The following is a 24,306-nucleotide window of genomic DNA, read 5'->3' as shown; positions in this document are numbered from 1 at the left end:
GTATGGCCTGTTTTATTGGCATTGAATCAATGTTCTTAGCGTCCCGGTTATAACGCGGCCTGCAGCCGCCCTTGAAAGCCTGAGGCCTCGATAATGGAGACTTTCAATGCGGTCATCCCCTTAGAAGAAGCTGCCACAGACTGATGCCTGGTCTGCAGCTCCACCCTGCGCGGTGAGTCAGTCGTCCACCCAGATGGAACCCAAACAACGAAATCGACCCTGTGAACGAGATCAAGACCATGCAACATACCCAACACTACCGCATTGAATACCTTTTCCATGGCAAGCCACGATGGTTCTACGTGTGCGCCAGGCAAATGGATAACGCTGAGGCGTGGCACTGGGCTGCAGTGGACGCTGGAGTGGCCGACATCCCCAAGTACCGGAGTGACAGAGCCATCAAACTCTCCAAGCCCAAGGCCGAGCGATTGGGCATCGATGCGGTGAGCTGGAAGTCGGCTTGATTCAGATGTTTTCCCCATTGGCTACGTGTTGATTGAAGGGCGCGCGATCTAACTAAAGCCGCCCCTTGAACCTTGTTAGATCCCGTTGAAACTTGCCTGCCTGTTCCAGGCTAATAGGCGGTCCTCTGTGGAAAATTCCCGTGCAGGACCGGCGTTAGTCGGGAAGAGATGAGTGGTCTTAATCTTTCACCGCTTTAAGATCACCGCTGATCGTTCCGACATTTCCACAGCCAAAACTTCCGGCGTCCAATCGGGTCAGCCTTAGACTCAAGTCCCGAACCCCGCCACACCGCCGGAGCCAGCCCATGACATCGCAGCCGCCACAACCGAGCCCAGCACTGAAACGCGCGATTACCGGGCCGATGCTCTTGCTGTTCATCCTCGGCGACGTGCTGGGCGCCGGGGTGTACGCCCTGGCCGGGACCATCGCCGGTGAAGTGGGCGGGGCGATCTGGGTGCCGCTGCTCATCGCCCTGTGCTTCGCCATGCTCACCGCAGGCTCTTACGCCGAACTGGTCACCAAATACCCTCACGCCGGTGCTTCAGCCGTGTTTGCCGGCAAGGCGTTCAAATCGCCCTTGATCTCGTTTCTGGTGGGGTTCTGCATGCTGGCAGCGGGCGTGACCAGCGCCGCAGGGTTGTCGCTGGCGTTCGCTGGCGATTACATGGCGCCCTTCATCGACCTGCCACCCCATATTGTCGCGTTGATCTTCCTGGTGGTCATCGCCTTGCTCAACGCCCGCGGCATTAAAGAATCGCTGTCCGCCAACCTGGTGATGACGGTGATCGAAGTCTCGGGCCTGCTGTTGGTGATCATCGCGGCGGTCTGGTTCTTCCGCTCCGGCGACGGTGATTTGTCCCGCGCCGTGCAATTCAAGGAGGGCGTCAACCCGGCGTTTGCGGTGCTCGGCGCGGCGTTGCTGGCGTTTTATTCGTTCGTCGGCTTCGAGACCTCGGCCAATCTGGCGGAGGAAGTGCGCAACGTGCGCACGGTCTACCCCCGCGCGTTGTTCGGTGCGCTGCTGATCGCCGGCGCGATCTACATGGGCGTCGGTATCGCGGCGGCCACCGTCATGCCTATCGAGCAGTTGGTGCATTCCTCGGCACCGTTGCTGGAAGTGGTCAAAGCGTCGAACCTCGGCATTCCTCCGCGGCTGTTCGCCTTCATTGCGTTGGTGGCCGTGGCCAATGGCGCGTTGTTGACCATGATCATGTCCAGCCGCTTGGCATATGGCATGTCGCGCCAGGGTCTGCTGCCCAACGCGCTGTCGAATGTGCTGCCTGAGCGGCGGACGCCGTGGGTGGCCATCGTCGCGACGACAGTGGTCGCGATCATCCTCACCCTGACCGGCTCGCTGGCAACACTGGCGGAAACCGTGGTCCTGCTGCTGTTGTTCGTGTTCATCAGTACCAACCTGGCCGTGCTGGTCCTGCGCAAGGACACCGTCGAGGCTGACCACTTCCGCGTGCCGACCTGGGTGCCGGTTCTGGCGATCGTGTCATGCCTGATTTTGCTGACCCAGCAAAGCGCCGAAACCTGGCTGCGCGCCGGGGCACTGATGCTGGTGGGGGTGGCGCTGTATTTCCTTGCGCGAGTGGGCGGAACACGGCCTGCGTTCAATACCCATACGGTGGACGCCGACGCCGAGTACTGATCTGGCGCCATGGGGATCGGCGACGCAATGTTGCCGATCTCTGCCGCATCTACCAACACCCTTCCGCACCTTGAACTTCCCGGTCATTCCCCATCGCCATCATGCGCAAGAAGTTGCGCAGCGGGCCGCCCCTGACTGCCTGGTTAGCGCCCTGCACGGGGCGTCGTTTGTGGCGTGGGGAGGAATGCGCAAGAAGTTGCGCAGGGGTGCGCAACTTCTTGCGCACATTCCCCGGGACGTTTAACCCGACGTCACCCCAAGCCCGCAAAAATCCCCCGCAAACCCTTGTGGCACAAGGGCGGCGCTCCTTGTGGCACGGCCCTTGATATCTCCGTCGTCCTCTGGTTACGCGAACAACCCTGATTGATCGCGATTCCCAGACCGCGGAGAGCACCGCCGACCCCTGGCGGCTCGCTGTCCTTCCACGCATTCGCAGCCGCTGATCGCCTCCTTTGCATCGACGTCTGCCGCCTCAGCGCACAAGGAACAAGGGATGTTCGCACCGGCCAACCAAGCCCCATTCAGCCTGACCCTCAATGGGCAGGACACGCTGTTTCAAGTGCTGTCTTTCACCGGCCGGGAGCGCCTCAACCAACCGTTCGAATTCGAGCTGGAGCTGGTCAGCGAAAAGGCCGCGCTCGATCTTGAAAGCCTGCTGCACGGGCAGACGTTTCTGCAACTGGCCGAAGATGGCACCGGGGTCCACGGGCTGGCCTACAGCATCGCCCAGGGTGATGCCGGCAAGCGCCTGACCCGCTACCGGATTTCCCTGCGGCCGCAGCTGGCGTACCTGGCCCACCGGATCAACCAGCGCATTTTCCAGCAGATGACGGTGCAGCAGATCATCAGCCAGATTCTGGAAGAGCACGGCATCCTCTCCATCGACTACCGGTTCCAGCTCGGCGCGACCTATCCCGAGCGCGTCTATTGCGTGCAGTACGACGAATCCGACCTGCATTTCATCCAGCGTTTGTGCGAAGAGGAAGGCATTCACTTTCATTTCCAGCACAGCGCCAAGGGCCATCTGTTGGTGTTCGGCGATGACCAGACGGTATTCCCGAAACTGGCGCCGGTGCTCTATCAGCAGGACACCGGACTGGTCGCCGACGCCCAGGTGATCAAGCGCTTCGGTCTGCGCATGAACACCCGCACCAGCCGCACCACGCGGCGTGACTACGACTTCACCAAACCGAAGTTCCAGCTGGAAAGCAGCGCCAAAAGTGCGGCCATCCCGGACCTCGAAGATTACGACTACCCCGGCCGCTTCGCCGATCGCGAACGTGGCCGCCATCTGGCCCATCGCGCCCTGGAGCGCCACCGCAGCGACTATCGGGTGGCTGAGGGCAGCAGCGATCAGCCACGCCTGGTCAGCGGCCATTTTCTTGCCCTGACCGGGCACGCCAATCCGTTGTGGAATGACCTGTGGCTGCTCACCGAGATATTCCACGAGGGCAAACAGCCGCAGGTGCTGGAAGAAGTCATCACCAGCGACGTCACCGACCTGAAAAGTGACTTCCATCAGGGCTACCGCAACCGTTTCAGCGCGACGCCCTGGGACGTGCACTACCGGCCGCCGCTGGAGCACCCGAAACCGAAGGTGCTGGGCACCCAAAGCGCGGTGGTCACCGGCCCCGAAGGCGAAGAGATTTACTGCGATCAGCACGGCCGGGTGAAGGTGCAGTTTTTCTGGGACCGCGAAGGCCAGCACAACGACAAAACCAGCTGCTGGATGCGCGTGGCCTCGAACTGGGCCAGCCAGAACTTCGGTGCGATCAACCTGCCGCGGGTCGGCATGGAAGTCCTGATCACCTTCCTCGAAGGCGACCCCGACCAGCCCCTCATCACCGGTTGTCTGTACCACGGCGCTCACTTGCCGCCGTACAAGCTGCCCGATTTCAAGACCGTGACCACGGTCAAGAGCAAGGAATACAAGGGCAGCCGCGCCAACGAATTGCGCATCGACGACACCACCAGCGAGATCAGCATTGCCCTGCGCAGCGATCACGGCGCCAGTGCCATCAACCTCGGCTACCTGACCCATCCACGGCCCGCCGGCGGTCAGCCCAGAGGCGAAGGTTTCGAGCTGCGCACCGACCGCCATGGTGCGGTCCGGGCCGCTGCGGGCTTGTTGATCACCACCGAGCCGCGTCCCAACGAATCCAGGCACCACAAGGACTTGCCGGAAACCGCAGAACGCCTGGCCACTGCCGCCGATCAGCAGGACGGCTTCGCGCTGCAGGCCAAGGCGGTGCAGGCTCAGGAACCCGGCGACCAGGATGACGTCGCCAAAGCCCTGCACGCCCAGCACCAGGGCGTGCTCGGCAGCGGTCCGGCGAACACGAGTGCCAACGAGTTTCCCGAGTTCACCGAACCCCATCTGGTCCTCGCCAGCCCGGCCGGCATCGCCCTGACCACGCCGCGTTCAAGCCACATCGCCACTGGCGAACACCTGGCATTGAGCAGCACGGGGCACACCAGCTTTTCCGTGGGTAAACGCCTGCTGGCCAGCGCCAGCCAGGGCATGCGCCTGTTCGTGCAAAGCCTCGGCTGGCGTCTGGTGGCCGCCTCCGGTGACATCGACGTGCGCGCCCTGAAGGACAGCATCAACCTGCTGGCCAAACTCAACATCACCGCCAACGCCGAGCGCATCACCCTCACCGCCAAAACCGAGCTGGTGATTCAGGGCGGCGGCAGCGCCACCACTTACAATGCCGCCGGCATCACCCACGTCACCACCGGCCCGTACACCGCCCACGCCGCCAACTTTGCCTACACCGCGGCGAAAAACCTCGCTGGCGTGTTCCCCGAGCCACCGAAGCCGGGCGAGGGCGACCTTCAGTTGTTCAACCAGTACGCGGGTCAGCAAGGCATTCAGGGTGGCGGCTTCGAGGTGATCGATGCTCTGGGCCAGCGGCTCAAAGGCTCGCTTGATGCCAAGGGTTTCGCGGCGGTTCCCGGCGCTGCACCCGGGCCTGGAAGGGTGGCCTTCGGCAAGGACCCGGCCGACACCTGGGCAGACGGCAGTTTTATCGGCACTCCCGAATGGCCGGTCCTGCCGCCGAGTGCGGGCGAGGCTCCGGCGCCGTTAGACGCGGCGGTTGGTGAAGGGCTGCCGACCAAGAACTGGGATGTTGCGCACGTCATGACGGCTGCAGTTGACGCCGGGGCGGCGGGATTGGGCTTGCCGCCGCTTGCGACCGCGGCTCTGCCGATCGCTTCAGGCCTTCTGAGCGGGGTGATCAAAAGCGGGAAGCTTCCGAGCCTGCCAGTGCTGACGGTGGATGAGGACTTGCTTGAAGTGTCGGGCCTGCTGGCCGGCGAGAAGTTCTCATGAGTACGGGCATTGGGGAGCGCGATGCTCAGGTGGCGATCGTTCCGCTTGATCTGATTCAGCTTGAGGACGTTGGGGCTGGCGCGGCCAATGTCGATGCCTGGCTGCAGGACATCAGCGGCGGGGTTGTTTCGCTTGAGCGGATCAAGAGCGCTGCCGGTTTTCTACCGGTGGTGGGCAACATCATGGCGCTGGTTGATGCGCTGAATGACATCGTTCGGCTGGCGACGAGTGAGACGCGCGATCCGCTGGATTGGGTGAGTCTGGGCATCAATCTGATTGGCGTCTTGCCGACGCCGCCGACCATGGCGGCAGCGCGGATGAGCCTGCGACCGACGCTGTTTCTGGTGCGTCAGGAGATGCGTCAGGCGGGCAAGTTGATGCTTGGGGATTCGCTGATTGAGGTGCTGATTGGGCATCTCAATGCGGACATCGTTGGGACGCTTGATGACTTCGTGACCCAGGCGCAGGGCAAGCTTCCCGGGATTCTCGACGCTGCGGGGAAACTGGGCGAAGGCGTGTTGAACGAGATCGCCAAGGGTCTGGAGAGCGTGATCAATGGCGATCTCGATGCCGAGGGCAATCTGCTTGAGGCGGTGGAGCTGATCAGCGAGGGGCGCCAGCAGTGGGACTACGATCCCAAAGGCGCGATTTCCAATATCTTCATCGCGGTTGCCGACGTTTACATCGCTGCCGGCCAACACATCGTCAACGGCACCGTCGAACATCTTGTGCCTGAGGTGCTGAAAGACCCGGTACGCAGGCAGGCCAAAGCGCTGCGTGCCATGGGCTCGGAGCTTCGGACCCAGATTAATGGTCTGGCGGATCCTGGGGTCCAGAACTCGATTGGGGCGTTGCTGCAGACATTGGCGGGTGCGGTGGTCACCTGGCGGGCGCGCAACGGGCATGGGCAGTCTTTCAACATCAAGCCGGGGATGGTTAATCAGGCCAAGCGCCGGGCGGGTGAAGGCAAGCTCGAAGTTGTTCAGCACGAGAAACCTGCCAAGGCCCGGCCTAACGAGCGGAAGAATTGCGCCTGTGCGGCGACGGCGAAAAGCATCAGTTTTGCAACGGGCACGGAGTCGGCTAGTCATACGGACTTCAGCTTGCCGGGGCCTTTTCCGATTGAGTGGACGCGGACCTATTGCTCCAGTCTGGATGCCTTCGATGAGGGCGTTATCGGCCCACGCTGGATCACGCCGTTTACCACGCGGTTTGATTGTGTGGGTGATGGTTTGGTCTTCCACGATGCCGACGGTCGCAGCCATGAATTCCCTCTTCCCAAGGTCAAGCTGTTTCACTTCAACGCCATTGAAAACCTGACCGTTGTTCGCCTCAGCAAAGATCGGCTGTTGTTGATACGTGGGCTTGAGCACAGGGAAACCTATGTTCGGCGGGGTGGTCGTTTTGTTCTGATCAACAAGGTTTTGCCCAACGACGCTGGGGTGATGCTGCATTACGAGCATCGGCACGGTGGGGGATTGGTGCTTTCCGAGTTGGTGGCTTACTCGGAGAAAGATGTAAACAAAGTCCATCTTCGCCTTGGCACTTTGATTGATGATCAAGGGCGTCTGACGGGCCTTTGGGAAATACGTGATGGCGAAGTCAAACGTCAACTGTGCGCGTATCAATACGACGTTTCTGGCGATCTCACTTTAGCGCAGGACGAAAACGGTTCGGCCTGGCACTACCAGTATCAAAACCACCTGATTACTCGTTATACCGACCGCACCAATCGCGGTTTGAACTTGCAATGGCAAGGCACGGGGGCCGACGCCAAGGCCATTCGTGAATGGGCCGATGACGGCAGCTTTGATACTCGGCTGACGTGGGATGAAAACATCCGTCTGACCTACGTCACGGATGCTTTGGGCCACGAAACCCGGCACTACTACGACAGCCTTGGCTACACCTATCGCATTTGCCATGCGGACGGGCGTTCGGAATGGTTCTTCCGTGATGCTGCAAAAAACATCATTCGCCACGTCCATACCGATGGCAGTACAGACCGCTATCGCTACGACAAGCTGAGTAATCTGACCGAGCACACCCGCGCTGATCACAGCGTCATGAATTACGCGTACGACGATAAAAGCCACCTGATCAAGATCAGCGATGGCGAGGGCGGTTTGTGGACACGGGACTACGACTTTCGCGGGAATCTGGTTGAGGCGATCGACCCGCTAGAGAACACAACCGAATACACCTACAACTCGTTTGGTCTTCCTACTGCGATCAAGGACGCCAACGGCAATACAAAAGCGTTGGCCTATAACGACGCCGGACAACTCGTTAAGTACACCGACTGCTCGGGCAAGGTCAGTGTTTGGGAGTACGACGAACGCGGCCAAATGGTTCGCTTCACTGACCCGGCCGGGCACAGGACCACGTACGAATACAAAGCGGGTCAGCTTGTCCTGATCAAGCACCCGGACAAAACCGAAGAACGCTTTAGCCGCGACGCCGAAGGTCGGCTGCTCGCCCACTCCGACGGCCTGGAACGCTGCACCACCTGGCGTTACACCGCTGCAGGATTTATCGCCGAACGCGTCGACGCAGCCGAGCAAACCTTGCGTTACCGCTGGGACAAACTGGGGCGCCTCGTGGCGCTGGAAAACGAAAACGAACGCCGCGCTCACTTTCACTACGATCCAGTGGGCAGGCTGCTGGAAGAGAGCGGTTTCGACGGTCGCTCGACCCGCTATCAGTACGATCCCCAAACGGGGCGTCTGGCCGAAACCATCAATGGCCAGCGCTCGATCGCACTGACCTTCGACCCCATGGGCCGTTTGACAGAGCGCTGCGCCACGCTGGGAGAGCAATCCCAAAGCGAAACCTTCGCCTATGACGGCAATGGCCATCTGGTCATGGCGACCAACGCCATCAGCAAACTGCAATGGTTTCACGACCCGGCTGGCAACCTGCTGCGCGAGCATCAGCATTACTCGAATCTGGAAAAACCACTGGTTGCCGTCTGGCAGCACGAGTACGACGCGCTCAACAACCGCGTTGCCACCATTCGCCCGGACGGCAACCGCGTCAGTTGGCTCACCTATGGCAGCGGCCATCTGCTCGGCCTCAAGCTCGACGAGCACGAACTGCTCAGTTACGAGCGTGACGACCTGCATCGCGAAGTCGCCCGCCACCAGGACAACCAACTCCTGCAAACCCAAAGCTGGGGCCCGGCGGGACGCCTACAAGAACAATTACTGGGCCGAGCAGACGACAAATCCACCGTCATCAAACGCACCTACAGCTACGACGCTGCCGGGCAGCTCACCGACATCAACGACAGCCGCCGTGGCCCGCTTTCGTATCGTTACGACCCCGTCAATCGGCTGCTCAGCGCAACCAGCCGCTTGGGCGTGGAAACCTTCGCCTTCGACCCCGCGAGCAACCTGCTCGACGACAGCGCAGCACCCGTCCGCCGCCCGTTAGATCCGGAGCCTGTCCGCTACAAGCTGATCGACAACCTGCTGCGCGACTACGCCGGCAACCACTACGAATACGACGAACGTGGCAACCAGACCGAGCGCTGGACCAACGGCTTGCGCAGCGAACTGCACTGGGACCTCTTCGATCGCCTGGTGCACTTCTGCGATCCGCGCCTCACCGTAGACTTCGGCTACGACCCTCTCGGACGTCGCCTCTACAAATTCTCCAAAGCCCACTACCGACCGCGCCCCGAAGCCGGCACCGGCTGGAACGAAAACGAACACGCCAGTAAAGAGCGCGAGCTCGGCTGCGGCTTCACCCTGTACGGCTGGGACGGCGACACCCTCGCCTGGGAAAGCAGCCCGCCGCCATACGCCGGCGCCCTCGGCCGCACCGTCCACTACATCCATGAACCGGGCACTTTCGTCCCGGTGGCCCAGGCCATCCGCCACGAAACCATCCGCCTCGTAAGCCAACCCACTTACGAAGGGCGCTACAACTTCAAAGAAGACCCGCTCTGGAACTACAAACCGGTGGCGCTGCCGATTGATGCGTTGGCCTGGTACCAATGCGACCACCTCGGCACGCCCCAGGAAATCACCGACCAAAACGGCAATACCGCCTGGAGCGCCCAATACAAAGCGTGGGGCGAAGCACAGGAAAACCGTTCGGAGTTCGCCCAACAAGTCGGCCTGACCAACCCGATCAGGTTCCAGGGCCAATACCACGACCACGAAACCGGGCTGCACTACAACCGTCATCGGTACTATGATCCAAGGGTCGGGCGGTTTATCAGCAAGGACCCGATTGGCTACAGTGGTGGGCTAAACCTATACCAGTACGTGCCGAATCCTACGGCTTGGATCGATCCTCTAGGATTAGCTCGGATATTCAAGAATGCTCCTTATCACGGAACCTCAGACAATGCAGTTAAAAGCCGTGCGCCAACTAACGGCCAAGTAGCGCTGGATAACTCAGTTCAAGTTAAAGAAACATCCCATAGACGAGTCGGGGTAGATGTAGAGAATAAGGAGTTCGTCGTGCTGGATAGGACCGAAACTTACCCAAATGGAGACGAAGAATTTCATGGGCACGTACGTTGTTGGTGCGATTTGCACAACGAACAACAATCGGCATTCAGAAAAGCTGGCATGGTAACAGGCAAAGGGAAGATCAAAAAATGAGCGCAACCACCCCCCCATATAGCCAAGAGGAGCTCGATGTTATGTTGCGGTCGGAAGATGCGGCGGTAACTACGGATGCTCTTATGTATCTGTGTTTTAACATTGATGATCCGCAATGGATTCAGCTCAAGTGCATAGAAGCAATAAAGAATCATCGCGACGAGGGCGTCAGAGGACTGGCACTGACATGCATAGGTCATGTTGCCCGCATGCACAAAGTAATCGACAAATCTTTAGTCATGCCGGTGCTACTTGAAAAGCTTAATCACACGACCTTGGCTGGTAGAGCTCAGGATGCTCTTGACGACATTGAAATATTTATCAACCGATGACAATGTCTAAAGTGAGAGGGGCGACCCCATTTAGTTAAGGGAGACGGACCCCTTGAACTAGTACCATATTGGTATTCGGTACCCTAAAGATTTACTTATTGTCCGGGGGAGACCACACGGATTATGAGCTATGAATTCAGATTAGTATTCGAGGACTCGCTTTCAGCTCGCCATGTCCTTGACTCGGTGAAAACCAGTACGGCATATATTGGTGCGACTGGCGAATGTATTTACTTAAAAGAACTGAGTGTGAAAAGTGAAGCAGCTTATGATGTGAGACTAACGCTAGAGGACGCTAACTCACTCTGGCTCGAAGTAGGCTTTCGTTCCCCGAATTTATACGAGTTGCTGAGGGCTGCAATTGGCACCAAACAATACAGATGCTTAGAAGGTGGGGCGCAAGATGATGAAGTTCTAATACACGAGGCCTTTCGTCTTAAGCATACTCCAGCAGTACAGAGAGGCTAAAGGGGACGGACCCCTTTAACTCGCTCGCGGAGGCAGACGTGCTGAGTCAGATTGCATACCAACATAATGTGCGCTGCGTGGCTCAATTGAAAAAAATTACCGCTGGAGCAACGTTCACGGCTGTTAGAAACGATGGTAAGCCATTGCCATTTTGCGACTCCTGTTTACATGTTATGAATCGGCTTGGGGTGAGGGACGGGATCTTAGATGATTGAACATCAAGAAGTGCTCGAAATAGAGGAACTTGAAGCGCAACTAGTAGCTCGGGGGGTGTCGTTCGACCAGCTAAGGCGCCAGTACGCGAGATTCTTATTGGAACTGCTGAATGACGGAAGAATAAGGTCGATTTCTGAAGAAAGACGTTTAGAACTTGTTTTTTTTCTGAGGGATTCAGTCGGTCGTGTGAAGTTGGATGTGGACGATAGTATCGTGAAAGCTCAAGTCTCGAAGCTCTGCGCTATGGAGCGAACACGAGGCACGCAGGAATTAGAATTATCGATTTTTGCTCGCTGCGTGATCTTCTGTTTCAGGGACGGAAAACAATGGGCAGCTGAGGATTCCGGTGATCCGACACCTCTTTATTTATATTTCATAACTCTGAAGAGAGTTCTTCCAACGGTGAGGCAGGAGTTTGTGACGTTTATACGTGAGCTTTTGCACCCCGTTGGGGGGGTGATAGGTGAGTGCGCAAACCATAGATTACTCTCAGGTAGAAGCAAGTTGAAGGGGACGGACCCCTTTAACTCTCTGAATTCGCGGAAGAAGTCGGCTCGACCGAGCTAAAAGAGACGGATCCCTTGAATTCTCAGAAAACCGCACTTGCAAGATCGGTATGTGAAAGTTGATAACTTGGAAGTCCGAAGATGAGCTATAAGGTCGGGCTCAGTGCCCAAATGAAAAAGGGAAAGCTTTCTATGTTGAAGGATGCTGCCAATGAATATTGATCCTTATAAAAGAGAATTGCTGTACAGGAAGGCTCATGGCAACAGTCTGCGTGAAAGCTATAAAAAAAAGCTTAAATCTTTTCTCGGTATCGACCCGGAAGAAAGACATTTTTTGAGCTTGACTGAGACAGATAATATAATTAATAAGTTGGTAAAAAATGAAGAAATATCTTTGGAAAATGCTGAATTTTCCGTTCTGGATGAATATCTGAAGCATTTCTTATTAAAAGCAGTTGGTGACGATTATTATCTGCTGATTGACGAGGATTGGCGATATTGCGGTGCATATACTGTTCGTGGTCTTATTTTAAATATGGAATTCGAATTTAATAAATATCAAAGCGATGAAGTCAGACTAATAAGTGTTGACCTTAGTGCGGAAATCACTATCGACTACATTGAAAGTTACAATGAAAAACCTTTTGAGTTTCGTGTCAGAAAATACGAACTGACTTAAATAAAAGGATTAAAGGGGATAACCCCCTTCAACCTCGCCGCGCAGCATTCGGAACGCAAATGTCGACGGCCGCTTGGCCGTCGTCACAACACGTGAATACCTCTACACCGCAAACCCAGTCCCACGCGTATTCACAAACAGCGAATAAATCGAGTGACTGCTCGCCATAAACAACCGATTCCCTTCGCGTCCGCCGAAGCAAAGATTGGGGCAGCGCTCAGGCAACGAGATGTGCCCAATAGCCTTGCCCTGGGGATTGAATACCCGCACGCCGTCGAGTTTTTCCAGGTCGGCCTTCGGGTCGCCATTCCCACCCCAGCCGCACCACAGGTTTCCCGCTTCGTCGCACTTGATACCGTCGATGGCGGCGTAGTCCAGGCCTTCGATGTGTTTGCGGCGTTCGCCCAGTGTGCCGTCGTCCTTGATCGCGATTGCCCAAATCAGGCGGTTGGGTTTGGCGCGGCCTTCGACGACGTACAGGGTTTTTTCGTCAGGGGAGAAGCACAGGCCGTTGGGACCGGCGAGGTCGTCGATCACTCGTGTGACTTTCTTGCTCTCACCGTCGATGCGGTAGACGGCGTGGGGCTGGGTCGGGGTGATTTTGTGGCCTTCGTAGTTGTTGCTGGTCTGGAAGGGCGGGTCGCTGAACCAGATCGAGCCGTCGCTTTTGCAGGCGATGTCGTTGGGGGAGTTGAAAGGTTTGCCGTCGAAGCTGTCGGCCAGTATGGTGATGGTGCCGTTGTATTCCGTGCGGGTGATGCGCCGACCTTCGCTGGTGGTGGTGGAACCTTCGCAGACGATGAGACGGCCCTGGCGATCGCGGCACATGCCGTTTGAGAAGTTGGAATGCTCGCGGTACACCGTGAAGGTGTCGGTAATTTCATCCCAGCGCATGATGCGGTTGTTGGGGATGTCGCTGACCAGCAGATAGCGACCATCGCCGACCCAGACCGGGCCTTCGGCCCAACGCATGCCGGTGGCGAGTTTTTCCACGCTGGCGTTGAAGACGCGCAGGTCGAGAAAGCTGTCGTCGAGAATGTGAATGAGCGGGTCCGGGTAACGCTGGCTCAGGGGTTCTGCAGCAGACCCTAGGCGGGGTAGAGCGGCGCTGCCGACGGCGGCTAGTGTGGCGGAAACGGCGAGGGATTTTTTCAGGAAGCTGCGGCGCGTGTTGCCGCTTGAGCGTTCAGCGGTTTCAGCGTGTTCGGGCAAGGCGGACAGGGATGAGTCCATGTAGCGATCTCCGTTCTATTATTTTTTTACGGGGATCTAGTAATACCTCGTGATAAGACATCGTACAAGTGAATGATGGGTGGGTTATCCCGTTCACCCTTCGAAGACATCGCTGCCCAAACGGGCCTCTTCCCGGCTAAAGCCGGTCCCACTAAAAGCATCGCGTGCAGCCAGTGGGGTCGGCTTTAGCCGCGAAGCCTTTGATCTGCTTAAACGCGCTTTTGATATTCGTACACAGGAAGTCCAGACGACACGAATCGCGACTTGGGTGCAGGCTGAACGCAGGTTTCGCGGAGTGGGCCGAGCCGCTCGGCGCGGGCCCACGGAGCGGGACCGGAGTGAAGGAACCCGACGAAGTCGGGCCCAACCAGGAGCACAAGCCCTTGGTTACTTGGGGCTTTATCAAGTAACTCGCCGAAGGCGAAACGTCTGCCCTTAGGCAGACTTCTCAGCAACACCTAACACCCCGGGGACAGATTAATTTACGGTGAAGCGCTATAAATAAATCAGTCCCCTGACCGCCCTCTCAGCAACACCTAACACCCCGGGGACAGATTAATTTACGGTGAAGCGCTATAAATAAATCAGTCCCCTGACCGCCCTCTCAGCAACACCGAGCACCCCGGGGACAGATTAATTTACGGTGAAGCGCTGTAAATAAATCAGTCCCCTAAACGCCAGCCGCCCCCCGCCATGGATGGCGGATGGCGGCGGGCCCACGGAGCGAGACCGGAGTGAAGGAACCCCGACGAAGGAGGGGCCCAGCCGAGAGCAAGCACCCTTGGTTACTTGGGGTGCTTTTCCAAGTAACTCGCCGAAGGCGAAACGTCTGCCCCTAGGCAGACGCCCTTGATCTTGATCTCCAACGTAAGGCAAACGAAAAACCTACTTCGCCCTCAACCCCTCGCGCACATCCTTCACCTCCGAAGCCGAGACCGCCGGCGCCGCATTGCCCCACGTATTACGCACATACGTCAGCACATCCGCGACATTCTCATCCGACAGATTCCAGCCAAACGCCGGCATCGCCGGAGCCGTCGGCGCAGCATCCGTCGCACCCGCACGACTGCCCGCCAGCACCACACGAATCAACGACGACGGATCGTCGCTGTTCACCAACGGCGCCATCGCCAGTTTCGGGAACAGATTGGCCGCGCCTTCACCCGTCGGCGTATGACACGCCGAACAGCGATCCGCATAAATCGCCTTGCCCGCCACCATCGCCGCATCGCTTGCCGAAACCGGCGTGGCGGCCTCGACCGGCTTGGCGCCATCCTTCAAGTACACCGCCACCGCCAGCAAATCCTCATCCTTCCAGTGCTGCGAAGAATGCTCGACTTCCTCGGCCATCGGCCCGGACGCAATGTCGAAACGGTTTGCACCGGTTTTCAGGTACTTGACGATGTCCGCCTCGCTCCACGCACCAATGCCATCGTGGCCAGTGGAGGTGATGTTCGGCGCGACCCAGTTCTGCAAATTGGCGCCGGTGAGGAACTGAGCGTACTTGTCACCGCCAATCAGGTTCTTTGGCGTATGGCACGTGCCGCAGTGCCCAAGGCCTTCCACCAGATACGCGCCGCGGTTCCACTGCTCGGACTTCTGCGGATCGGCCTTGAATTCGCCTTCCTTGAAGTTGATCAGGTTCCAGCCGATCAGGCTGGTGCGCACGTTGAAAGGGAAGGGCAACTGGTTGGTTTCCACCTTGTTCTCCACCGGATCCACCGTCTTCAGGTACGCGAAGATCGCCAGGTTGTCCTCACGGAGCACCTTGGTGTACGCGGTGAACGGCATGGCGCCGTACAAGCGCTTGCCGTCCAGCCCGTGGCCCTTGGACATGGCGTTCTGGAAATCCTCGAAACTCCAGCGGCCGATGCCGGTGGCCGGGTCCGGGGTGATGTTGGCGCCGGCCAGCTTGCCAAACGGCGTATCAAGGATCACGCCACCGGAAAACAGCGGCTTGCCCGGGATGGTGTGGCACGCCGTGCAGTCGCCCAGAGTGGTCAGGTAGCGGCCCTTTTCCACGATGTTGTAGGAATCGGCGCCGGTTGCGGCATGGGCCAGGGAAACAGACAGGCCGATAACGCCTGCGCAGACCGTCAGAAGAGTTTTCATACGCTCATCATCTCCCCTGGACGCTTGAGGTAGCGGGTGCGGATGGCATCCGCCGCTTTGAAAGCCAGCGCCGCGACGGTGCCGGTCGGGTTGTAGCCCGGGTTCTGCGGGAAAGCGGAGGAGCCGACCACGAACAGGTTCGGCACGCCCCACACTTGCAGGTGTTTGTTCACCGAGCTGTTCTTCGGATCGGCGCCCATGATGAAACCGCCGACGATGTGCGACGACTGATACGGCGCGCTGTTCCAGTGCCCTTGCTGGGAGCTGGGCACCATCTGCCGCGGGTTCATGCTCTTGGCGATCTCGCCGACCTTGCCGGTGACGTACGCAGCCATCTTCCGGTCGTTCTCCGGGAAGTCGAAGGTGATGCGCAGCAGCGGGCGACCCAGCGGATCTTTGTAGGTCGGGTCCAGCGACAGGTAGTTGGTTCGCGTTGCGTAGCTGCTCGCTTCACAACCGATGGACATGGTCGCGGCGTAGTTCTTCACCGTGGCTTTCTTCCATTCCGAACCCCAGGCCGGGGTGCCGGGCGGCAGAGGGCGCGAGTCGATGGGCGCGGCGCCGATCGGGGTCACGCGGGTGCTGCCGCCGCCGACGAAGCCCAGACCCGAGTGGTCGAAGTTATCGTTGTTGAATTCGTCGATGCCCATGCCGATGGCGCCGCCACCGATAAACGGGTTGAAGTTCTTGTCATCGAAGAACATGCGCACGCTGTTGGCGGTCTGGTAGGCGTAGTTGCGGCCCGTGGTGCCGGTGTTGGTCACCGGGTCGTAGGGCTGGCCGACGCCGGAGAGCAGCATCAGGCGCACGTTTTCGAAGATGAAGGCGCTGATCACTACCAGTTCGGCAGGCTGCTCCCACTCTTCGCCGTTGGCATCCATGTAGACGATGCCGGTGGCGCGTTTGCCGCTGCTGTCCATGGTCACGCGCAGCACTTCACAGTTGGTCATCGCGGTGAAGTTCGGCTTGCGCACCAGGACCGGCAGTACGGTAGTGATGGCGCTGGCCTTGGAGTAGTTGGCGCAGCCGTAGTTGGTGCAGAAACCGCAGAAGGTGCAGGCACCCATCGCCACGCCGAGGGAGTTCACATAGGGCCGTGATTGCAAGGCGGACGGCACCGGAAAGGGCTTGTAGCCGAGGTTTCTCGCGGCTTCGGCGAACAGCGTCGGCGCGTAGGTCTGTGCCGTCGGCGGGTTCGGGTATTCCTCGGAGCGCGGCCCTTCGAAAGTATTGCCGCCTTCCTGGATTACACCTTTGATGTTGCCGGCCTTGCCGGAGATGCCCGCCAGGCGATCGAACTTGGCGTAGAAGGGCTCCATTTCGTCCCAGTCAGTGCCCCAATCCTGCAGGGTCAGTTCAGGCGACAACTCTTTGCCGTAACGCTCGCTCAGGTGGCTGTGCAGCCGGAATTCGTGGGGCTGGAAACGAAAGCTGATGCCGGCCCAGTGATTGCCGGCGCCGCCGGTGCCGTTGCCCGGGTGAAACGAGCCCCAACTGCGCATGGGTAGCGCTGTCTCGGTCACGCTGTTACGAATGGTCGTGGTGTTTTGCCGGGTCCTCACCATCAGGTCCTGACGGCGGTTATAGCGCAGTTCATCCGCCGCCGAGGCAACGTTGAAGTCCGCCGCAGTATCGCGCCATGGGCCGCGTTCGAAGCCGATGATCTTCAGGTTTTCATCGGCCAGTTCATTGGCGATGATGGATCCGGCCCAGCCGAGCCCGACTACCACGACGTCCGTGGAAGGTAGTTTTTTGGCCATGTCGAATTAACCCTTCTTGGTCCAGGCGGAACTGCCGATGATGGAGAGCGGCACCAGATTGAGCTTCTGGTTGTGCAGGCCGATGTACTCGCGGTAGTCGTAGCGGGCACCGGGGAAACCGATCATTTTCCACGACACCATGTCGCGGTTGCCGCCGTAGACCGGGTCGGCGAAGAAGCCTTCCATGGTGTTGCCGAGCACCTGCTGGAAGAACAATTTGGCGTCGATGCCGTCCAGCGTGATTTCGGCTTTGTCCAGACCGGTCAGGACCTTGTCCTGCTGTTCGGCGTTCAGCGCGCTGAAGCTTTTCTGAAACTGCTTCTGGCAGTAGCCTTCCAGGCCGGCGAGGCCGAGACGGTAGCGCTGGCGCGGCACCAGTTCCGACTGGTCACCTTGCATCGGCGTGCCCTGAACGAAGGGGCCCTGCATGTACAGACGGCTGAAGGTGCCGTACTCGCCGGCCAGTTGGCGGTCGATGAACACCGCGCAACCGGCGTCCTTGCCGCTGACGCTGAGGTCATCGGCGGGGATCAGTCGGGCGACAATGGCTTCCACCGCGAGGGCTTCGGCGTCGGTGAAGAATTGCCAGCCGGGGGTGTCGTAGTGCATCGGTCCGTTGTGGTCGAAGGGCACCCACTGCGGCACACCGACGACGGTGGCGGCCTGGGCCGTGGCAGCTGCACCGACGGCCAGCGTCGTGGCTGAACCTTTCAGCAACTGGCGGCGGGTGAGGCCTTTGGATTGTTCTGTCATTCAGGGCTCCTGCAAAACCACGCCCCCACAGGCCATTGGGGAATGGTCCGTGCCGGGGCTGTGCTCTGCGTTCTTTATCACGGGTATTGCCGCGCATACGATGTGCACGGCAAGTGGCTCTTGGCGGGGTGTGACATTGGGTCTCTGGCACGCCTGCGCGCGAATGGCGCACGCTAAGCGGGGAAATGCCGTAACTGATCCGCATCTTTTCACGCCAGCTGCCATGATAGATGTGTTACGCCGTGTTGCGGCTGATGAAATCGGTAAATGACTCTTACCGATTGCGTAACAGTCGATCTGCAATCGGGTAACAATGGGTCAGATCAGGCGGGGCGTGTCCTCCCGCCGAAGCAGCCCACGGGTACAGCCGTTCAGGGCTGACGTCGGCACCAACCTGACAGAATCTTCATCAAGCCAAGTCCTTTGCCAGGGCCACTTCTTGGTATCGTGCACGCCATTTGCGTCCCGCCTGTCCCTGCGGGTTGCTGACTGTGCCGTTTATATATTCACCGAGTAGCTGCAGAAATGCCCGATCCAATACCTTTAAAAGACCACGAGAAGGAAACCCGGCTGGTCAACAAACGCTTGATCGCCTGCGCCGTTTTCGTGGCCATGCTCAGCGTGGCGCTGGTGTGCCGCATGTACTTCCTGCAAGTCACCGAATTCGCCTACCACTCGACCATCTCCGAAAACAACCGCGTCCACGTGCTGCCGATTCCGCCGGAGCGCGGGCTGATCTTCGACCGTAACGGCGTGATCCTCGCCGACAACCGCCCCAGCTTCAACCTGACCATGACCCGCGAGCGCGCAGGGGACTGGCATGCGGTGATCGACGAACTGATGCTGATCCTCAACCTGCCCGACGAGGACCGGATCATCTTCGACAAGGCGATGAAAAACTCGCCCCACCGCTTCGTGCCGGTGACGCTGTTGTATGAGCTGACCGAAGAGCAGATCGCCCTGTTGGCCGTCAATCAGTTCCGCCTGCCGGGGCTGGACGTCGAGGCGCAGTTCGTTCGCCACTACCCGCTGGCGGAGCATTTCGCGCATTCCATCGGCTACGTCGGGCGGATCAACGAGAAAGAGGCGACCCAGCTCGATCAGGTCGAGTACCGGGGCACCCAGTCCATCGGCAAGACCGGCGTCGAGCGCTTCTACGAAAGCGAGCTGCACGGCCATGTCGGCTACGAAGAAGTGGAAACCAACGCCCAGGGTCGGGTGTTGCGCGTGCTAAAGCACACCGATCCAGTGGCCGGCAAAAACATCACCCTGAGCCTGGACATCAAGCTGCAGGAGGCGGCGGAACACGCGCTGGGGGATCGTCGCGGTTCGGTGGTGGCGATTGATCCGGCCACTGGCGAGGTGCTGGCGATGGTCAGCAAGCCGAGTTTCGACCCGAACCTGTTCGTCACCGGGATCAGCTTCAAGGAGTATTCGGCGCTGCGGGATTCGGTCGACCGGCCGCTGTTCAACCGCGTGCTGCGAGGCCTGTACGCCCCGGGTTCAACGATCAAACCGGAAGTAGCGATCGCCGGCCTGGACAGCGGGGTCATCACGCCATCGACCCGGGTCTTCGATCCGGGTTACTTCCAGCTGCCGGACTTCGATCACAAATACCGCAACTGGAACCACAGCGGCGATGGCTGGGTGGATTTGAACGCGGCAATCATGCGCTCCAACGACACCTATTTTTATGACCTGGCGCACAAGCTGGGCATCGACCGCATGCACGATTACCTGACCATGTTCGGCATCGGCCAGAAGGTTTCCCTCGACATGTTCGAAGAGTCGGCGGGCCTCATGCCCTCCAAAGAATGGAAGCGCATCACCCGGCGTCAGGCCTGGTTCCCGGGCGAAACCGTGATCCTCGGCATCGGCCAGGGCTACATGCAAGTGACGCCGCTGCAGCTGGCCCAGGCGACCACGCTGATCGCCAGCAAAGGTATCTGGCACCGTCCGCACCTGGCCAGGGAAATCGGCGGTTCGCCGCCGGTGGACGAGCACCCGATGCCGAACATCGTCCTGCGTGATCCCCACGAGTGGGATCAGGTCAACAATGGCATGCAAGCGGTCATGCACGACCCGCGCGGCATTGCCCGTGCGGCGGCGCAAGGTGCGCAATACCGCATCGCCGGCAAAAGCGGTACCGCGCAAGTGGTGGCGATCAAGCAGGGCGAACGCTACAACCGCAACAAGACCCTGGAACGGCACCGGGACAACGCGTTGTTCGTCGGTTTTGCGCCGGCCGCCAATCCGAAGATTGTCGTGGCGGTGATGATCGAGAACGGCGAGGCGGGCGGTCGTGTGGCCGGTCCCGTGGTGCGGGAAATTCTGGATGCCTGGTTGCTGGATCCGGACGGCCACCTGAAGCAGCAATACGCCACGCCAAGCGCAACGCCGGTCAATCCGAAAGTGCAGATCGCCGCGCCGAGCAAAGCGGCGGGCCAGCCGCCGGTGTGACATCCGGCGCTTGCGGACGGGTGCGTTTCCCCAAGATGCACTGAACTGTGCCCGGCGTGACAGGTCGATTTGAGACCACGCGTGAGGTCTGTTCCGGCCTCGCGCGCTCATTCGACTCGACAAGGAACTTGCCCCATGTCCAGCAGAACCATCGCCGACTACCTCGCCCAAACCCTCGCCGCAGCCGGCGTCTCGAAGATCTGGGGCGTCAGCGGCGACAGCCTGAACGGCCTGACCGACAGTCTCCAGCGCCTGGGCAAGATCAAGTGGATGCACACCCGTCACGAAGAAGTCGCGGCGTTCGCGGCAGGGGCGGAAGCAGCGTCCACCGGCAAGCTGGCGGTGTGTGCGGGCAGTTGCGGCCCGGGCAACCTGCACTTGATCAACGGCCTGTATGACTGCCACCGCAGCGGTGTGCCGGTCCTCGCCATTGCGGCGCAGATTCCGTCCTCCGAGATCGGCCTGAATTACTTCCAGGAAACCCACCCCACCGACCTGTTCAAGGAGTGCAGCCACTTCGTTGAAACCGTCAGCACCCCCGAGCAGTTCCCGCGGGTGCTGGAGCGGGCCATGCGCGCGGCCATCAGCCAGCGCGGCGTGGCGGTGATTGTCATCTCCGGCGACGTCGCCCTGAGCGCGGCCCCGGACATCAAACCTGTGTGGGTCGATCACGCGCCTGCGCGGCTCATCCCGGCAGAAGCTGATCTGCAACGCCTGGTGGACATGCTGGACACGTCCAAAGCCGTGACCATTCTCGCCGGCGCCGGCTGTGCCGAGGCCCACGATCAGGTGGTTGCGCTGGCCGAGAAACTCTCCGCGCCAGTGGTTCACGCCCTGCGCGGCAAGCAGTACATCGAATACGCCAACCCCTTCGACGTGGGCATGACCGGCTTGATCGGCTTCAGCTCCGGCTACCACGCGATGATGGCCTGCGACACGCTGGTGATCCTCGGCAGCAGCTTGCCGTACCGCAATTTCTACCCGGAAAAAGCCAAGGTCATTCAGATCGACATCGACCCGACCGCCATTGGCCGTCGCGTGCCGGTCGCCCTCGGCCTCGCGGGGGATATCGGTGAAACCCTCGATGCCGTGTTGCCCCGTCTCAAGGCCCACACGGACCGCAAGTTCCTCGACAAGGCACTGGATCACTACGCCAAGTCCCGCGAAGAACTCGACGAACTGGCCACGCCGTCGGGCCACGGCGAGCCGATTCACCCGCAATACCTCACACGCCTGGTTGACGCCTACGCCGACCCGGACGCGATCTTCACCGTCGATGTCGGCACGCCGACGCTGTGGGCCGCGCGCTACCTGACCATGAACGGCAAGCGCTCTCTGCTGGGTTCCTTCAACCACGGCTCCATGGCCAACGCGATGCCCCAGGCATTGGGTGCGAAAGCGGCATTCCCGCAGCGGCAAGTGGTGGCGCTCTGCGGCGATGGCGGCTTGTCGATGCTGATGGGTGACCTGCTGTCGATCCGCCAACTGAACCTGCCGATCAAGCTGGTGGTGTTCAACAACAGCTCGCTGGGCTTCGTGGCGATGGAAATGCAGGCGGGCGGCTATGTGCCCCATGACACTGATTTCGACAGCACCAATTTTGCCAACATCGCGATCGGCGCAGGGATTCTGGGGATTCGCGTGGAGGACTCGGCAGACTTGCCGGCCGCGCTGAAGAAAGCCTTTGAACATCCGGGGCCTGTGGTGGTGGATGTCGTGACCGCGAAACAGGAACTGGGCATGCCGCCAAAGATCAAGCTGGCCCAGGCGAAAGGCTTCAGCCTGTTCATGCTCAAGGCCGTGATGAACGGCAAGGCCGACATGGTGCTGGAACTGGCGAAGACCAATTTGCGCTGATAGGTTGTCAAGGGCTGTGTGCAATGCACAGCCCCTTTGATTTATAAGCAGGATAATAAATTAACCCATTCGCACTGTGTGGGAGCGAAAAGCATCTCGCCGGGAAGACCGAACCCTTCCGACATGGTGGTGGTTTAGATTGTTTGGAAATTGATTTGATAGCGAATGGTTTTGTCCTCTGCAACTGACTGTTTTTCTTGTTATTTAATGTCCTCCTGCGCGATTGCCTCCATGGCGTTATGCCGTTGAATAAAGGGTAAATGCCGAATAGGCTGAAGGTTGAGTTATTGTTAAATCAATTGAGCCATTAGGGACAATGATCATGCGCGAAGAACAAATCTCAGCAAGCGCCGATGCGCACGCTGCCGGGGATCGGGACATGGAGATTAATGGTGGACTTGGGGTGCTTAGATCGATGCCTACAACGTTTGCAGTCGATCTCATGGCAGGCTCAATTCAAAAATTTTACGCCACCACAACAATTCAGCCTTTCGGAGTGGCACCCTCCGAAATTCGCCGTTATTTTCCAACCGGATTCACTGACCAGAATTTCCGTGCAATTGATTTACCGCTGCTTGATGAGGCCAGGCAAGGTGTGATTGATATACAAGGTCTGATCTTCAGTAGAAACAGGGGCGGAGTCGAGACGGTCACAGGCGTTGGGGTTGCCAGGGCAGTCGTCACCGGCGAGGGCTCCGGTGTCTATTACTACCCGGCTGCCGTACGTGTTGTCGACTACTGGGAGAAGGACCCGGTCATTGACCCGATATTTGGCAAAAATGGGGGCATGATGTATGTATTCCGAAAACCAGCTGATGGACCACTGCCCGATCAGGACCTTGGCTGGCCTCATCTTCCATCCTCTCCCTTCAGTACTTACGTGAGCACTGTAAGGGATGACGCGCATGTTTTATTTTGCTGTGGTTTGTTAAAAATAGACTCCGGGAAATATACGTATGTTTTGGTCAAGATAAAACATACGGGAGAGCCATGTGAGGGATTCGGCGATAACGGTGTGCAAATAATCAGCGCCGCGTCTGATCAGGATGCACTGCAGTGGAATGATTATGCAATGCAGGCAGATGGCGGCATCACGTTAGTCGGCGTTACGGCTGCACAGGACGCCGGCGTTGTAATGAGGTATACGTCCGAGGGGGCGTCAGACTCAAGTTACGGGGAGGCGGGGAAAATAATCATCCGTGCCGAGCCCTTCGCCTGTCAACTGACTCACGTCTGTGTCTCTGTAACAGGGGAGGCTACAGTGCTGACCCTGGTGTCTGCACCAGAGCCCTATGCCGCCGTTATAAGGCTGTTGAATAACGGGGAGGCCGATAAAACCTTCAACGAAGGCGCCCCCTTTAAAGTGACCAGCCTGACAGCGAACAAGCCTTGTCTGGCGGTGGACAGTAAAGGGCGGGTTATCGTGGCCGGAGAAAGCGCAATGACGCCACAGGTCGCGTGTGCCGTCCGAATCACCCCCAGCGGCATTCTGGACGATGAATTTGGTGAGGGCGGCTCTAAGGAATACTCCACACTCAAACCCTTTCAAAAAGTTGTCATCATCAGTGGTGCAGACATACTCGCGACAACCGATGACCCTGCGATACCCGGATTTAGAGAAATCGCCAAATTGTTCGGCGAGGCGTCTGAAGATCCAAGCTCGTGAAATATGCCCAGGAGGCCCATTTCTGCATCTCCCAGTGCAGTCACTGCTGGAGCTGATCAAGATCAATCTGCACTGACTCCTAGCAACGACAGGCGCTGCGTGCAATGCGCAGCGCCTCTTTTGCAACACAGGTAAATGTTCGTTGCAGCACGGGGTCAGGTTTAATCCAGTCAGTACGTCGTTTTTATAGTTATT

13 protein-coding genes are annotated in these 24,306 nt (G+C 58.9%); 9 read left to right on the top strand and 4 right to left on the bottom strand.

The window, feature by feature from the left end; translation table 11 throughout:
• The first annotated feature begins 239 nt into the window (after positions 1-239).
• The 6 genes from QWI18_RS01640 (at position 240) to QWI18_RS01615 (ending at position 12,270) form a co-directional block, all read left to right on the top strand.
• Positions 240-464: a DUF6555 family protein gene (locus QWI18_RS01640; protein ID WP_192131449.1), complete on the top strand. Its 225-nt coding sequence runs from the start codon at positions 240-242 to the stop codon at positions 462-464.
• 305 nt (positions 465-769) lie between these two features.
• On the top strand, positions 770-2,119 hold the full coding sequence (locus QWI18_RS01635; RefSeq protein WP_369318020.1) for an APC family permease: 1,350 nt from the start codon (positions 770-772) through the stop codon (positions 2,117-2,119).
• A gap of 493 nt (positions 2,120-2,612) precedes the next feature.
• Positions 2,613-5,453, top strand: coding sequence for a type VI secretion system tip protein VgrG (locus QWI18_RS01630; RefSeq protein ID WP_369318019.1), 2,841 nt, complete (start codon positions 2,613-2,615; stop codon positions 5,451-5,453).
• Entirely contained in the window at positions 5,450-10,069 is a 4,620-nt protein-coding gene (locus QWI18_RS01625; protein WP_369318018.1) for an RHS repeat-associated core domain-containing protein, read from the top strand. Before QWI18_RS01630 ends, QWI18_RS01625 begins: the two co-directional genes overlap by 4 nt.
• The gene (locus tag QWI18_RS01620; protein WP_369318017.1) at positions 10,066-10,401 is read left to right on the top strand and encodes a hypothetical protein; all 336 of its coding nucleotides are present in this window, start codon (positions 10,066-10,068) and stop codon (positions 10,399-10,401) included. Before QWI18_RS01625 ends, QWI18_RS01620 begins: the two co-directional genes overlap by 4 nt.
• 1,401 nt (positions 10,402-11,802) lie before the next feature.
• Positions 11,803-12,270 (top strand): hypothetical protein, encoded by a 468-nt coding sequence (locus tag QWI18_RS01615; RefSeq protein WP_369318016.1) that lies wholly within the window; start codon positions 11,803-11,805, stop codon positions 12,268-12,270.
• A 102-nt stretch (positions 12,271-12,372) separates the two neighbouring features.
• On the opposite strand, the gene QWI18_RS01610 is transcribed toward QWI18_RS01615, so the two are convergent.
• The 4 genes from QWI18_RS01610 to QWI18_RS01595 all read right to left on the bottom strand — a co-directional run bounded on the left by QWI18_RS01610 (position 12,373) and on the right by QWI18_RS01595 (position 18,128).
• A complete protein-coding gene (locus QWI18_RS01610; protein WP_369318015.1) occupies positions 12,373-13,503 on the bottom strand; it encodes an SMP-30/gluconolactonase/LRE family protein in 1,131 nt (376 codons plus the stop codon).
• 885 nt (positions 13,504-14,388) lie between these two features.
• Entirely contained in the window at positions 14,389-15,615 is a 1,227-nt protein-coding gene (locus QWI18_RS01605; RefSeq protein WP_369318014.1) for a cytochrome c, read from the bottom strand.
• Positions 15,612-17,375: a GMC family oxidoreductase gene (locus QWI18_RS01600; RefSeq protein ID WP_369318013.1), complete on the bottom strand. Its 1,764-nt coding sequence runs from the start codon at positions 17,373-17,375 to the stop codon at positions 15,612-15,614. Before QWI18_RS01600 ends, QWI18_RS01605 begins: the two co-directional genes overlap by 4 nt.
• 6 nt (positions 17,376-17,381) lie before the next feature.
• A complete protein-coding gene (locus QWI18_RS01595; RefSeq protein ID WP_065991626.1) occupies positions 17,382-18,128 on the bottom strand; it encodes a gluconate 2-dehydrogenase subunit 3 family protein in 747 nt (248 codons plus the stop codon).
• Positions 18,129-18,653: 525 nt separating this feature from the next.
• Between QWI18_RS01595 and mrdA the strand changes: the two genes are divergently transcribed.
• The 3 genes from mrdA to QWI18_RS01580 all read left to right on the top strand — a co-directional run bounded on the left by mrdA (position 18,654) and on the right by QWI18_RS01580 (position 24,111).
• Positions 18,654-20,588 carry a penicillin-binding protein 2 gene (gene mrdA, locus QWI18_RS01590; protein WP_369318012.1) on the top strand — a complete coding sequence of 645 codons (1,935 nt, stop codon included), beginning with the start codon at positions 18,654-18,656 and terminating at the stop codon, positions 20,586-20,588.
• Between the two features lie 135 nt (positions 20,589-20,723).
• On the top strand, positions 20,724-22,445 hold the full coding sequence (gene poxB, locus QWI18_RS01585) for a ubiquinone-dependent pyruvate dehydrogenase (protein WP_369318011.1): 1,722 nt from the start codon (positions 20,724-20,726) through the stop codon (positions 22,443-22,445).
• A gap of 322 nt (positions 22,446-22,767) precedes the next feature.
• Positions 22,768-24,111: a hypothetical protein gene (locus QWI18_RS01580; RefSeq protein ID WP_296308935.1), complete on the top strand. Its 1,344-nt coding sequence runs from the start codon at positions 22,768-22,770 to the stop codon at positions 24,109-24,111.
• Positions 24,112-24,306: the final 195 nt, after the last annotated feature.

It is taken from the genome of Pseudomonas sp. W2Oct36 (assembly GCF_041060465.1).
GTDB lineage: Bacteria > Pseudomonadota > Gammaproteobacteria > Pseudomonadales > Pseudomonadaceae > Aquipseudomonas > Aquipseudomonas graminis_B.
The sequence above is the reverse complement of the archived record's forward strand: the minus strand, read 5'-3'. Positions and strand labels throughout refer to the sequence as shown.